This is a genomic window from Candidatus Blastococcus massiliensis AP3, from assembly GCF_000582785.1.
Taxonomy (GTDB): Bacteria; Actinomycetota; Actinomycetes; order Mycobacteriales; family Geodermatophilaceae; genus Blastococcus; species Blastococcus massiliensis.
This window is the reverse complement of sequence record NZ_HG931173.1, coordinates 72,281-85,434: the sequence shown is the minus strand read 5'-3', so window position 1 is coordinate 85,434 and position 13,154 is coordinate 72,281. Positions and strand designations below refer to the sequence as shown.

Annotated in this window: 15 protein-coding genes and 1 pseudogene; 13 read left to right on the top strand and 3 right to left on the bottom strand. The window is 75.4% G+C overall.

The window, feature by feature from the left end:
* The 5 genes and pseudogenes from BN344_RS20450 to BN344_RS00400 all read left to right on the top strand — a co-directional run.
* Positions 1-790 (top strand): annotated as a pseudogene (locus BN344_RS20450) (primosome assembly protein PriA); the annotation flags it as partial.
* 30 nt (positions 791-820) lie between these two features.
* Positions 821-1,057, top strand: a complete 237-nt coding sequence (locus BN344_RS00415) for an aspartate/glutamate racemase family protein (protein WP_081788278.1) — start codon at positions 821-823, stop codon at positions 1,055-1,057.
* Positions 1,054-1,611, top strand: coding sequence for a peptide deformylase (def, locus tag BN344_RS00410; RefSeq protein WP_040336585.1), 558 nt, complete (start codon positions 1,054-1,056; stop codon positions 1,609-1,611). Before BN344_RS00415 ends, def begins: the two co-directional genes overlap by 4 nt.
* Positions 1,536-2,537, top strand: coding sequence for a methionyl-tRNA formyltransferase (fmt, locus tag BN344_RS00405; RefSeq protein WP_231486380.1), 1,002 nt, complete (start codon positions 1,536-1,538; stop codon positions 2,535-2,537). The genes def and fmt overlap by 76 nt, the downstream gene beginning before the upstream one ends.
* Positions 2,534-3,931, top strand: a complete 1,398-nt coding sequence (locus tag BN344_RS00400; RefSeq protein WP_040336584.1) for an RsmB/NOP family class I SAM-dependent RNA methyltransferase — start codon at positions 2,534-2,536, stop codon at positions 3,929-3,931. The genes fmt and BN344_RS00400 overlap by 4 nt, the downstream gene beginning before the upstream one ends.
* A gap of 10 nt (positions 3,932-3,941) precedes the next feature.
* Here the strand turns inward: BN344_RS00400 and BN344_RS00395 are convergent, their stop codons facing one another.
* Together BN344_RS00395 and BN344_RS00390 are read right to left on the bottom strand one after the other, a co-directional pair.
* Positions 3,942-4,598, bottom strand: coding sequence for a cyclase family protein (locus tag BN344_RS00395; RefSeq protein WP_040336583.1), 657 nt, complete (start codon positions 4,596-4,598; stop codon positions 3,942-3,944).
* Positions 4,599-4,629: 31 nt separating this feature from the next.
* Positions 4,630-6,162, bottom strand: a complete 1,533-nt coding sequence (locus BN344_RS00390) for an HNH endonuclease signature motif containing protein (protein WP_051515378.1) — start codon at positions 6,160-6,162, stop codon at positions 4,630-4,632.
* 177 nt (positions 6,163-6,339) lie between these two features.
* Between BN344_RS00390 and rpe the strand changes: the two genes are divergently transcribed.
* The 8 genes from rpe to BN344_RS19760 all read left to right on the top strand — a co-directional run bounded on the left by rpe (position 6,340) and on the right by BN344_RS19760 (position 12,305).
* Positions 6,340-7,011, top strand: a complete 672-nt coding sequence (rpe, locus tag BN344_RS00385) for a ribulose-phosphate 3-epimerase (RefSeq protein ID WP_231486379.1) — start codon at positions 6,340-6,342, stop codon at positions 7,009-7,011.
* Positions 7,008-8,063, top strand: a complete 1,056-nt coding sequence (gene ribD / locus BN344_RS00380) for a bifunctional diaminohydroxyphosphoribosylaminopyrimidine deaminase/5-amino-6-(5-phosphoribosylamino)uracil reductase RibD (protein ID WP_040336582.1) — start codon at positions 7,008-7,010, stop codon at positions 8,061-8,063. The genes rpe and ribD overlap by 4 nt, the downstream gene beginning before the upstream one ends.
* Before the next feature lies 1 nt (position 8,064).
* Positions 8,065-8,673 (top strand): riboflavin synthase, encoded by a 609-nt coding sequence (locus BN344_RS00375; protein WP_040336581.1) that lies wholly within the window; start codon positions 8,065-8,067, stop codon positions 8,671-8,673.
* A complete protein-coding gene (locus BN344_RS00370; RefSeq protein ID WP_040336580.1) occupies positions 8,670-9,992 on the top strand; it encodes a bifunctional 3,4-dihydroxy-2-butanone-4-phosphate synthase/GTP cyclohydrolase II in 1,323 nt (440 codons plus the stop codon). The genes BN344_RS00375 and BN344_RS00370 overlap by 4 nt, the downstream gene beginning before the upstream one ends.
* The gene (ribH, locus tag BN344_RS00365) at positions 9,989-10,510 is read left to right on the top strand and encodes a 6,7-dimethyl-8-ribityllumazine synthase (RefSeq protein WP_051515377.1); all 522 of its coding nucleotides are present in this window, start codon (positions 9,989-9,991) and stop codon (positions 10,508-10,510) included. The genes BN344_RS00370 and ribH overlap by 4 nt, the downstream gene beginning before the upstream one ends.
* Entirely contained in the window at positions 10,507-10,770 is a 264-nt protein-coding gene (locus BN344_RS00360; RefSeq protein WP_040336579.1) for a phosphoribosyl-ATP diphosphatase, read from the top strand. The genes ribH and BN344_RS00360 overlap by 4 nt, the downstream gene beginning before the upstream one ends.
* A gap of 87 nt (positions 10,771-10,857) precedes the next feature.
* Positions 10,858-11,724, top strand: a complete 867-nt coding sequence (gene hisG / locus BN344_RS00355) for an ATP phosphoribosyltransferase (RefSeq protein WP_040336578.1) — start codon at positions 10,858-10,860, stop codon at positions 11,722-11,724.
* A gap of 92 nt (positions 11,725-11,816) precedes the next feature.
* Positions 11,817-12,305 (top strand): SSI family serine proteinase inhibitor, encoded by a 489-nt coding sequence (locus BN344_RS19760; protein WP_197022204.1) that lies wholly within the window; start codon positions 11,817-11,819, stop codon positions 12,303-12,305.
* A gap of 16 nt (positions 12,306-12,321) precedes the next feature.
* Here the strand turns inward: BN344_RS19760 and BN344_RS00345 are convergent.
* A partial coding sequence (locus tag BN344_RS00345) for an oxamate carbamoyltransferase subunit AllH family protein (protein ID WP_040337705.1) occupies positions 12,322-13,154 on the bottom strand: 833 nt, incomplete at its 5' end.

Here is a 13,154-nt window from a genome sequence, read left to right as displayed (position 1 = left end):
GATCTCACCGCGGCCCGGACCGGGCGGGGCGCGGATCCCGGCCTGCCGGTGGTGCGCCCGGCCCGCCGCCACCTTCGACTGCCCGCACTGCCACGGCACGAAGCTGCGCGCCTCGGTGATCGGCGAGTCCCGGACGGCGGAGGAGCTGGCCCGCGCCTTCCCGGGGGCGGCGGTGCGCACGTCGGGCAGCACGTCGGGGGTGCTGGCGACCGTCCCGGGCGGGGCATCGCTGGTGGTGTCGACGCCGGGAGCCGAGCCGGTGGCCGAGGGCGGGTACGGAGCGGCGCTGCTGCTGGACTCGTGGGCCCTGCTGGGGCGGGCCGATCTGCGCGCGGGGGAGGAGACGCTGCGGCGGTGGATGAACGCCGCCGCCCTCGTGCGGCCGGCCTCGGCCGGCGGGCACGTCGTCGTCGCGGCCGATGCGGGCCACCCCGTCGTCCAGGCCCTGGTCCGGTGGGACCCGGCGTGGCTGGCCGCCCGGGAACTGGCCGACCGGCGGGAGCTCGGCTTCCCGCCGGTGACCCGCATGGCGTCGCTCTCCGGCTCCCCGGCCGCGCTGACCGACTTCCTCGAGGCGCTGCGGCTGCCCGCGGACGCCGATCTGCTCGGGCCGGTGCCCGAACGTCCACGCCCCGGCCAGGAGGGGGAGCGCGAGCGCTACCTGGTCCGGGTGCCGCGCGCCTCCGGTGCGGCGCTGGCGCACGCGCTGACCGGGGTCCAGGGCGTCCGCAGCGCGAAGAAGGTGCCCGAGCACGTGCGCGTCCAGCTGGACCCGCTCGACCTCGTCTGAGAATGGCAGGATCCCGTCACCTACGAGGAGCTGGGGCTCGGCGTCGTCCGCGAGGCCTCCCGCCGGACCTACCGGCAGGTGGTCGACCGGCTGGTCGCCCGGGGAGCACAGGGCGTGATCCTCGGTTGCACGGAGATCGAGCTGCTGCTCGGGCCGGACGACGTCGACGTGCCGACCTTCCCGACGACGGCGCTGCACGTCGCCGCCGCCGTCCGTTCCGCGCTGGACGCAGGGGCCGGCAGCGTCCCGCATACGATCGACCGGTGAGCGTCACCCCGATCCGCCTCATGGGCGACCCCGTACTCCGCACTCCGGCGGCCCCGGTGGTCGACTTCGACAGGGAGCTGCAGCAGCTCGTCGCTGATCTCACCGACACCATGCACGCCGCCGGGGGTGCCGGGATCGCGGCGCCGCAGATCGGCGTCGGCCTGCGGGTGTTCACCTGGTACGTCGACGGCGAGGTGGGCCACCTGGTCAACCCCGAGGTGACCCCGGTCGGCGACGAGGAGCAGATCGATCCCGAGGGCTGCCTCTCCATCCCCGGGTTCAGGTTCGACTGCCGACGCCATCTCTACGTCGCGGCCACCGGCTGGAACATGCACGGCGACCCGATCCGCGTCGAGGGCTCGCACATGCTGGCCCGGGCCGTGCAGCACGAGGTCGACCACCTGGACGGCGTCCTGTTCGTCGACCGGCTCGACGCCGAGGCCCGCGAGGCGGCCCTCGCCGTGCTGCGCGACGCCGAGTGGGCCGGGGAGCAGTCGTACCTCCCGGCCGGCGAGCCGGTGCCCACGCCGGTCGTGAAGGTGAGTCCCCACTGAGACTCCTGTTCGCCGGCACCCCGGAGCCCGCCGTCCCCTCGCTCGAGGCGCTGCTGGCGTCCGACCACGACGTCGTCGCCGTCCTCACCCGGCCCGACGCCCGCGCCGGCCGCGGGCGCGGGCTCAGCCGGTCGCCCGTGGCGGAGCGGGCCGACGCCGCCGGCATCCCGGTGCTGCAGCCCCGCTCGCCCCGCGAGCCGGAGTTCCAGGAGCAGCTCGCCGCGCTGGCGGTCGACTGCGCGCCGGTGGTCGCCTACGGGGCGCTGATCCCGCAGGCGGTCCTCGGCGTCCCGACGCACGGCTGGGTGAACCTGCACTTCTCGCTGCTGCCCGCCTGGCGGGGCGCGGCGCCGGTGCAGCACGCGGTCATGGCCGGCGACGAGATCACCGGTGCGGCGACGTTCCGGCTGGAGGCGGGCCTCGACACCGGACCGGTCTTCGGCACGGTCACTGAGCCCATCGGCCCCCGCGACACCGCCGGTGACCTGCTGGAGCGGCTCTCCGTCAGCGGCGCCCAGCTCCTGGTGGCCACCCTCGACGGCATCGCGGCCGGTGCCCTGGAACCGCAGCCGCAGCCGGCGGAGGGCATCAGCCTGGCGCCGAAGGTGGAGCCCGCCGACGCCCGCGTCGACTGGGCGCTGCCGGCCCACGTGGTGGACCGGCGCATCCGCGGGGTGACGCCGGCGCCGGGCGCCTGGACGACGTGGCGGGGGGACCGGCTGCGGCTGGGCCCGGTCATCCCAGCCCCCGACGGTCCGGCGCTGGAGCCGGGGGAGCTGCTCGTCGGCTCCGGGGAGGTCCACGCCGGCACCGGCAAGGGCACCGTCCGGCTCGGCGAGGTGCAGCCCGCGGGCAAGCGGATGATCCCGGCGACCGACTGGGCGCGCGGAGCGCGTCCGGCGCCCGGCGAGAAGGTGGGGGAGTGACCCGCCCGCCGCGCCGCCCCTCGGGTGGCCCGCGGCGGGGGAGCCGACCTCGCCCCCAGGCGCGGAACCGGCCGCTCGACGGCGCGCGGCTGACCGCCTACGACGTCCTCGACGGCGTCTCCTCGCGGGACGCGTACGCCAACCTGCTGCTGCCCCAGCTGCTGCGCGAGCGGGACCTCGACCCTCGCGACGCGGCCTTCGCCACCCAGCTGGCCTACGGCACCCTGCGTGCCGCCGGCACCCTGGACGCGGTCCTCGCCACGCTCGTGGACCGGCCGCTGACCGAGCTCGACCCGCGGGTGCTCGACCTGCTGCGGCTCGGCGCCTACCAGCTCATCGACCTGCGCGTGCCGTCGCACGCCGCCGTCGACACCACGGTCGACCTCACGCGGGCGATCGTCGGCACCGGCGCCTCCGGGCTGGTCAACGCCGTCCTGCGGAAGGTCGCCGCCGGCGGTGACCGCGCGGCCTGGCTGGCCGCGCTCGGCGGCGATCCCGAGCGGCAGCTGGCCCTGGCGACCGACCACCCGCGGTGGATCGTCGACGCCTGGCGCGACGCCCTCGGTGGGGACGACGAGCTCGAGACCGCGCTGCTGGCCGACGACGCCGCGCCGGAGGTCCACCTGGTAGCCCGGCGGATCCCGCGCGACGAACTGGCCGCCGAGGCGCAGGCGGAGCCGGGCCCGTGGTCCCCCTACGCGGTGCGGCTGCCCGGAGGCGACCCGGGACGGCTGGCGTCGGTGCGCTCCGGCCGCGCGGCCGTGCAGGACGAGGGCAGCCAGCTCGCCGCGCTCCTGCTGGCCCGCGCGCCGCTGGACGGGCCCGACCGGGCGTGGCTGGACATGTGCGCCGGTCCCGGCGGCAAGGCCGGTCTGCTGGCGGCGGTCCGGCCCGAGGGCGTGCGGCTCACCGCCGCCGACCGGGCGCCGCACCGTGCCGACCTGGTGCGGCAGGCGCTGCGCGACGAGGCCGACGTGGAGGTGCTGGCCGCCGACGGGCGCGAGGCGCCGTGGCAGGCGGGGTCCTTCGACCGCGTGCTGCTCGACGCGCCGTGCACCGGGTTGGGGGCGCTGCGCCGGCGTCCCGAGGTGCGCTGGCGCCGCACGACCGAGGACGTCGCCCCGCTGGTGGAGCTGCAGGTGGAGCTCCTGGCCGGTGCGCTGGCCTCCGTACGGCCCGGGGGAGTGGTCGCCTACGTGACCTGCTCACCGCACACCGAGGAGACCGTCGGCGTGGTCGACGTCGCCGCCGCGCGCGACGACGTCGAGGTGATCCCGGTGGCGCCGCTGTTCCCCGAGGTGCCGGGGATCGCGCGCGGGGACTACGGGCAGCTGTGGCCGCATCGGCACGGCACCGACGCCATGTTCATGGCGCTGCTCCGCCGGATCCGCTGACCGGCGGCCCTCAGTCGAGGGTGGCGAAGGCGCGCACAGGGAAGGTGGCCAGGCCCTCGACCGCCACGGGCACGGCGGAGAAGACGGCGCCGGCGTCGGGGAGCCCCGCCAGCCCGGTCAGGTGCTCGACGACCGGGATGCCGGCGCCGAGCAGCACCGTGTGGGCGGGCCGGGCGTCGCCCAGCGTGTCGTCGATGTTCACCGAGTCGATGCCGACCAGGGCGGCGCCGCCGTCGACGAGCGCTCGGCAGGCGTCCTCGGTCAGGTGCGGGTGGTCGCGGTCCAGGTATCGCTCGGTGCCCCAGTGGGCGTCCCAGCCGGTGTGCACGAGCACCGCCGCGCCGGCGACGTCCAGGCCGGCGAAGGGGGTGGCGCCGAGGGGGTGTCCGCGGCCGGCCGCCCGGACGACCACCGCCGGGAGCCCCGCGCAGCGCTCCAGCGGCAGTCCGGCCAGGTCGTGGCCTTCTCGATACCGGTGCGCGGGGGTGTCCAGGTACGTGCCGGTGTTGCCCACCATGGCGATCCGGCCGATCTGGAACTCGGTGCCTGACGCGTAGGTGCCGCGCGACTCGTCGAAGCCCAGGTGGAGCCCGATCTCGGGCACGGGGAGACCGGGGTAGGTGACCATGCCCGAGCGGACGACGTGGCTCAGGTCGACGTATCGCATGCGGTGATCATGGTGGACCGCCGGGAACCCCTCAGAAGGGCGGCGGGTCGTCGTCGGACCGGTCCGGGACGCGGGAGCCCGGTGGTCGGGTGACGCGGGAAACCCCGCTCGGGGTGGTCACCGTCAGTGCGCCGTCGGCGGTCATGGTGAACCGCCAGCCGGAGGCGTGGGTCTTGAGCCGGTGGTGCCGGCGGCAGAGGCAACAGAGATTTCGGCAACTCGTCGCGCCGCCGTCGGCGTGCGGGACGACGTGGTCGAGGTCGGTCCGGGCGACGGAGGTGCGGCAGCCGGGGTGGCGACAGGTGCGGTCGCGGGTGCGCAGGAACCGGCGCTGGGCCGGGCTGGGCCGGTAGCGGTCGACGTCGGCGGGCCGGTGCAGCAGCGGGCACTCGCAGGTGCCGTCGGGGTGGTCGGGGCAGCCGCGGCGGGCGAGCCGTTCGAGTTCGGCGCGGGTGACCACCGCGCGCAGAGCGCCGCTGATCGGGTGGGTGAGCGCGAGGTGCAGGGTGCCGCCGGCCGGGGCCTGCAGGCCACCAGGGCACAGCGCGTCGAGTTGTTCGAGCAGTTCGCGCAGGTGTGCGGCGGTGATCGGCTGCCCGTCGACCTCCGCGGCCGCGGCCGACGCCCCGCCCCGGGCGCGGAGCGTGCCCAGGTCGGCGAGCACGGTGAGGTGCGCGGTCACCGGCGGACGCGACTCGTCCCACGGGCGCAGCACCAGGTCACCGAGCACACCCACGCGCAGCTGCCCGATCGGACTCGGATCACCGTCGGCCTTGGCCATGCGCGCGTAACCGTCGATGGCGCCGTGCAGCGCAGCGGCCGCCGGCTGGGGGAGGAAGACACGCAGCTCGGCCATGCCGTCCGGCATCGGGGTGATGGTGACGTCGGCCGACTTCTGGGCCCGCTTCCGCCGCCGGTCGGCGGCGGCGGCGTCCAGCCGCTGCAGCTCGGCCCGCGCCAGCGTCCGCAGTCGAGTCACCGACACCCTCCGCGCCTGCGGCAGCACGGCCGCCTCGATCTGGCGCAGGACGGCCGGCTCCAGCACCCGGGCCGCGTCGCTCAACTCGGCGGCCAAGCCGAAAGCCCGAGGCCGGTCCAGCTCGCCGTCGGCCAGTGCTGCCCACGTCGCCGGCAGCCGCTCGACCAGCACCCAGGACAGATCGCCCTGCACCGAGGCCGCCGTCCGCGAGCAGTTGAGCACCAGCGCCAGCTCGTCGGCGAAGAACTCGCTCACCCCTGGCACCGGCTCACGCCCCGGCCCGGACATCCAGCCGTCGGACGCCGACCCTGGTGCGCCGATCATCCGGTCGGCGCTGTCCGGGCGCCGCGCGGCCAGCCCCACCACCAGTTCCGCCTTGTAGGCCGCGAGGGCCGACTCCGCCGCGATCACCCGCGCGAGCTCGGCGACGATCTCCGCCTCGCTCCGGGTGGCGACCGGCAACACGTCACCCAGCCGCGACGGCCGTGTCGTTCCACCCGGTGGCGGCGCCGGGTCCGGCCAGGACGGCAGGTCGAGGGGTGCGACGGCCACCGCCACCCCGAACCCACCACCCGTGTCGAACATGTGTACGACGATAGGGGTGGGGTCCGACAGTTCTCGCGGCCGTCAGTCGCGCGGCGGCCCGGCCGGCCAGCGGCGGCCGGCGCGGGCCTCGCGCTCCCGGGTGCCGTCGGTCACAGCGGGCACGGTGGGGCGGCAGAGGTGGTCGGGGGGCGGAGGCGCCCCACCTAGACTCCGGGCGTGTCCCGCGAGCCCATGATCGCCCCCAGCCTGCTCTCCGCCGACTTCGCGAACCTCGCCGCCGAGGTGCAGCGGGTCGCCGACGCCGACTGGTTGCACGTCGACGTCATGGACGCGCACTTCGTGCCGAACCTGACCCTCGGCCTCCCGGTCGCCCAGGCGATCCAGGCGGTCAGCCCGGTGCCGCTGGACTGCCACCTGATGATCGAGAACCCCGAACGCTGGGCCCCCGGCTACGCCGAGATGGGCGCCCGCAACGTCACGGTCCACGCCGAGGCCTGCACCGATCCCCGCGCCGTCGCCCGCGATCTCAAGGCAGCCGGCGCGCTGGCCGGTCTCGCCATCAAGCCGGGCACCCCGCTCGAGGACTACCTCGACGTCCTGCCCGACTTCGACACCCTGCTGGTCATGAGCGTCGAGCCCGGCTTCGGCGGGCAGTCGTTCATCGCCGACGTGCTGCCCAAGGCGCGCAAGGCCCGCGAGCTGGTCGACGCCGGTCACCTGACGCTCATCGTCGAGATCGACGGCGGCATCAACGCCGACACGATCGAGCAGGCCGCGGAGGCCGGCGTCGACATGTTCGTCGCCGGCTCCGCCGTCTACGGCGCCGACGACCCCGCCAAGGCGATCGCCGCCCTGCGCGCGCAGGCCGCCGCGGCGATGACGGGATGAGCCCGGCCGAGTCCAGCGCCATGGCCCGGGCCCGGGAACTCGGGCTCGGCGCACTCGGCACGACGAGCCCCAACCCGGCCGTGGGCGCCGTCGTCCTCGCGGCCGACGGGACCGTGGTCGGCGAGGGCGCCACGCAGCCGCCCGGTGGCCCGCACGCCGAGGTGGTGGCCCTGCAGCAGGCGGGCGATCGCGCCCGCGGCGGCACCGTCGTCGTCACCCTCGAGCCGTGCGCGCACACCGGCCGCACCGGCCCGTGCGCCGACGCGCTGATCGCCGCCGGGGTGGTCCGCGTCGTCGTCGCCGTCCCCGAACCCACGGAGGTGGCCGGCGGGGGAGCGTCCCGGCTGCGAGAGGCCGGCGTCGACGTCGAGCTGGGCGTGGAGCGGGACGACGCCGAGCTCGGTGCCCTGGCGCCCTGGCTGACCGGGGTCCGGGAGCACCGGCCACAGGTGGTCTGGAAGGTCGCGGCGACCCTGGACGGCCGGGTCGCCGCCGCCGACGGCAGCAGCCGCTGGATCACCGGCGAGCAGGCGCGTGCCGCCGTCCACCGGCTCCGGGCCACCTGCGACGCCGTCGTCGTCGGCTCGGGCACGGCGCTCGCCGACGACCCGCAGCTGACGGTGCGCGACGCCGACGGGAACGACGCCGGCCGGCAGCCACTGCGCGTGGTCGTCGACCGCCGGGACCGGCTGCCCGCCACCGCCCGGGTGCTCGACGGCGCCGCGCCCACGCTGGTCAGCCGGGCGGCCGGACCGGCGGAGCTGCTCGCCGAGCTGTACGACCGCGACGTCCGCCGGGTCCTGCTGGAGGGCGGCCCGACGATGGCCGCCGCCTTCCTCCGGGCCGGCCTGGTCGACGAGGCCGTGGTGCATCTCGCACCGATCCTGCTGGGGTCCGGCCCCTCCCTGGTGGGTGACCTGGGAATCAGTTCGATCTCCGGCGCGCTGTCCTTCGAGACGGTCGAGCTCCTCCCGATGGGTGGGGACGTGCAGGTCCGCCTGCGGCCCACCCGGCACACTGGTGGGCGACAGTCCGTCCGGGAAGGGAGCTGACGTGTTCACCGGCATCGTCGAAGAGGTCGGCACCCTCGTCGTCCGCGAGGACCAGACGGACGCCGCGCGGCTGGAGATCCACGCGCGGAAGGTGCTCGAGGACGTCGCCCTGGGCGACTCGATCGCGGTCGACGGCGTCTGCCTGACCGTCACCGAGGTCCGCGACGGCGTCTGGAGCACCGACGTCATGGCCGAGACCCTCCGGCGCAGCAGCCTCGGCAAGGCAGAGGCCGGCGTGCGCGTCAACCTCGAGCGCGCCGTCACGCCGCACACCCGCCTCGGCGGCCACCTCATGCAGGGGCACGTCGACGGCGTCGGAACCGTCGTGAGCCGCGAGCCGAGCACCCACTGGGAGGTCGTCCGCATCGGACTGCCCCAGGGGCTCGCGCACTACGTCGTCGAGAAGGGCTCCATCGCCGTCGACGGCGTCTCCCTGACCGTCAGCGCCGTCAGCAGCGCCACCGACCCCGAGCCCTGGTTCGAGGTCAGCCTCATCCCCACCACCCTCCGCGAGACCACGCTCGGCACCCGAGCCCCGGGGGACCCCGTCAACCTGGAGGTCGACGTGATCGCCAAGTACGTCGAACGGCTGCTGGAGGCCCGTCGGTGAACGAGAGCCCCCTGGCCCGCCTCGACTCGATCGAGACCGCCATCGCGGCCATCAAGGACGGCCGCCCCGTCGTCGTCATCGACGACGAGGACCGTGAGAACGAGGGCGACCTGATCTTCGCCTCCGAGCTCGCGACCCCGGACCTGGTGGCGTTCATGGTCCGGTACACCTCGGGCTACATCTGCGTCGCGGTGACCGAGGAGGACGCCGACCGGCTCGACCTGCCGCCCATGTTCCGGGTGAACCAGGACCGGCACGGCACGGCGTACACGGTGACCGTCGACGCCCGCGAAGGCATCAGCACCGGCATCTCCGCCGCCGACCGGGCCACGACCATCCGCACGCTCGCGTCGCCCGACACGACGGCGCAGGACCTCAGCCGCCCGGGCCACATCGTCCCGCTGCGCGCCAAGGACGGCGGCGTGCTCCGCCGGCCCGGGCACACCGAGGCCGCCGTCGACCTCGCCGTCCTCGCCGGCCTGCGCCCCTCGGGCGTGCTGTGCGAGATCGTCAGCGAGAAGGACCCGACCGGGATGGCCCGCGGCGAGGAGCTGCGCGTCTTCGCCGACGAGCACGACCTCGTCATGGTCTCGATCGCCGACCTGATCGCCTACCGCAAGCGCTTCGACAAGCTGGTCGAGCGGGTCGCCGAGGCGACCGTGCCGCTGGCGCCGGGCACCTTCACCGCCGTCGGGTACTCGAGCTCCTACGACGACCGCGAGCACGTCGCCTTCGTGTACGGCGAGATCGGCGACGGCGAGGACGTGCTCGTGCGCGTCCACTCCGAGTGCCTCACCGGTGACGTCTTCGGTTCGCTGCGCTGCGACTGCGGCCCGCAGTTGCAGGCCGCGCTGGCTGCGGTGGCCGAGGAGGGGCGCGGCATCGTGCTCTACATCCGTGGGCACGAGGGCCGGGGCATCGGCCTGCTGCACAAGCTGCAGGCCTACCAGCTGCAGGACCTCGGCGTGGACACCGTCGACGCCAACCTCGACCTGGGCCTGCCCGCCGACGCCCGCGACTACGGCACCGGCGCGCAGATCCTCGTCGACCTCGGCGTGCACACCATGCGGCTGCTGACCAACAACCCCGCCAAGCGGGCCGGGCTGGAGGGCTACGGCCTCAAGGTGCTCGGCCGGGTGCCGCTGCCCAGCCACGTCACGTCGCAGAACCTCGGCTACCTGCGCACCAAGCGCGACCGGATGGGTCACCTGCTCGACATCATCGAGCCGGAGGTCGCCACGGCCCCCGCCGATGCGCCGGACGCCACGACGGTGCCGGGGACGGACGTGCCCCTGGGCCAGCGGGAGCAGCCGCTGTGAGCGGCAGTGGTGCACCCGTCGTCGAGCCGGTGGACGCCGCCGGGCTGACCCTCGGCATCGTCGCCACCACCTGGCACGCCGAGATCACCGACAGCCTGCTGGCGCGCGCCCTCGAGGCGGCCCGCGCGAGCGGGGTGGCCGAGCCGACCGTGGTCCGCGCCCCGGGCGCCGTCGAGCTCCCCGTGGTCGCCCAGGCGCTGACCCAGCGGCACGACGCCGTCGTGGCGCTCGGCGTCGTGGTGCGCGGTGGGACGCCGCACTTCGAGTACGTGTGCGACGCCGTCACCGCGGGGCTGACCCGGGTCGCGCTGGACGCGGGCACGCCCGTCGCCAACGGCGTCCTCACCTGCGACACCGAGGAGCAGGCGCGCGACCGCGCGGGCCTGCCCGGCTCGGCCGAGGACAAGGGCTGGGAGGCCGCCATCGCGGCGCTCTCCACCGCCCTGACGCTGCGCGGGCTGCGCGGTCCGCAGCAGTCCACCGGCTTCGGCGTGAACCCGGCGGGAGGCCTGCGGTGAAGACCTTCGACGCGCTGTTCGCGGAACTGTCGGCCAAGGTCGCCGCGGGCGACGCCGCCTCGGGCACCGTCGCCGCGGTGCGCGACGGCGTGCACGCGGCCGGCAAGAAGGTGCTCGAGGAGGCAGCCGAGTCCTGGATGGCCGCCGAGCACGAGGGCGAGGAGCGGACGGCGGAGGAGATCAGCCAGCTCCTCTATCGGGTGCAGGTGCTCATGCTGGCGCGGGGTCTGACGCTCGACGACGTCTACGCTCACCTCTGAAGAAGGACCCCGTCCTCCTCACCCCTCGCTAGCTCGGGGCGAGCCTCGGGACGGGGCCTGGACAGACTTGTCGAAGGAGCCCACGAAGTGCTGCGCATCGCCGTGCCCAACAAGGGCGTCCTGAGCGAGCCCGCGGCCGAGATGCTCGTCGAGAGCGGCTATCGCCAGCGGCGCAGCACCAAGGACCTCGTGGTCTTCGACCCCGAGAACGACACCGAGTTCTTCTACCTCCGGCCGCGGGACATCGCCGTCTACGTCGCCTCCGGCACCCTCGACGTCGGTATCACCGGCCGCGACATGCTGCTCGAGACCGCACCGGCGGACGGCGAGGGTCCGGCCGCGGTCGAGGTCATGCCGCTGGGTTTCGGCATCTCCTCCTTCCGCTTCGCCGCGCCCGTGGGCTCCGGTATCGAGCAGGTCGACCAGCTGGCCGGCAAGCGCATCGCCACCGCCTACCCCGTGCTGCTGCAGCGGTACCTCGAGGAGTCGGGGATCAAGGCCGACGTCGTCAAGCTCGACGGCGCCGTCGAGACCGCCTGCCGGCTGGGCGTGGCCGACGCCGTGTGCGATGTCGTCGAGACCGGGACGACGCTGCGCGCCGCCGGGCTGCAGATCATCGGCGAACCCGTCCTGGCCAGCGAGGCGATCCTGGTCGGCCGCGAGGGCGCCCAGGAGATCCCGGCGGTGGCCCAGCTGCGGCGTCGTCTGCAGGGGGTGCTCGTCGCCCGGCAGTACGTGATGCTCGACTACGACTGCCCCGACGAGATCCTCGCCCGGGCCACGGAGATCACGCCCGGCATCGAGGGGCCGACGGTCAGCCCCCTGCAGCGGGCCGGCTGGTCGGCCGTGCGCGCCATGGTCCGGCGCAGCGAGACCAACCAGATCATGGATCAGCTCTACGAGCTCGGTGCCCGGGCCATCCTCGTCACCAGCATCCACGCCTCGCGTCTCTGAGAGATCCCCGGGAACGGTTGCTCGTGCGCCGCACGCGACTCATCGATCCCGCGGTCGGCAACTTTTCGGCCGTCTCGTGCGTCGGAGGGGACATGCGCCGATTCCTGCCCCTGCTCGTGCCGGCCGCCGTCCTCCTTCTCGCCGCCGGTTGCGGCTCCGACGACGACGGCGGCGCGGCGGCCCCCGCCACGTCCTCGGCGCCGGAGGAGCCGGGCGGCGACCCGGCCGCGGGCGGGATCTCCCAGGCCGACAACGACCTGCAGGTCGAGATCGACCTCGGCGACGGCAGCGCGCCGCAGACCTGGACGCTGACCTGTGTGGGGTTCGTGGAGGGCAACCACCCCTCGGCCCAGGCGGCCTGCGACCACCTGGCCGGGATCGAGCGCCCGTTCGCCCCGCTGCCCGACGACGTGTTCTGCACCCAGCAGTACGGCGGGCCGGAGACGGCGCACGTGCTCGGCCGCTGGGCCGGCGAGCCGGTGGACCTGCAGCTGTCCCGCGTGGACGGCTGCACGCTGGCCCAGTGGGACTCCCTCGTCCCGTTCGTCCCGGCCGTGGCGAGCGGCGACCTGTCCGACTGACCTCCGAGGGGGACGCTCAGCAGCGCCCGGTGCGGTCGACCAGGTCGATGGCGGTGCAGAGGCCGAGTGCGGTGGCCCGACCACTGGTGCGGCCCGAGCCCAGCAGCGCCGCCACGGCCGGCGCCAGCGGCCGTTCGCCCACGAGGGCGTGCAGCACCGCCGCGTACTCGCCGCTGACCCGCCCGGCGGCGGCGTGCTGCAGCAGCGCCCGCGAGAGCTCGCTGGTCCGTCCGGCGGCCAGGGCGGTGACCCCGGCGGCGAACCGTCCCGCGGCCGGGTGGCCGAGCAGCACCAGCCCGGCCACCGTGCCCGCCATGACGTCGTCACCGGCCGGGGTGAGGCCCGGACCGAGACCGATCAGCCGGGACGCCGTGCGCAGCGCGGCGTCCAGGTCGGCGCGGCGGACCGCGCCGCGGAGGGCGGCCAGCGGACCGCCGGGGCCCGTGGGCATGCCGGGCAGCGAGAAGGCGCTGTGGGGGACGCCCTCCCCGTAGAGGGTGGTGCGCAGCTGGCGCACGCCCTCGGGGAGCAGGGCCGGACGGGGGCTGGGCAGCCGCGGATGGGGGTCCCACCACGCGGCCGCGCTCACCACCAGGTCACCGACGACGATCCGCCCGCCGCCGACCTCCGCCGGAGCGCCGGCGGCCGGTGACACGAGCGGCCGCCCGGTGCTGGGGCGGAACAGGATGCACCCGAGCGGCAGTCTCGCTGCGTCGCTGGTCAGGACGCCGACGACGTCGCCGGACCGCTCACCGGGCACGTGCAGGTAGACGGCGGTGGGCGTGCTGGTGACGACCCGGGCGCGACGTACCGGGCCCCGCAGCAGCGCGGCGATCCCGGTGCTGGCCG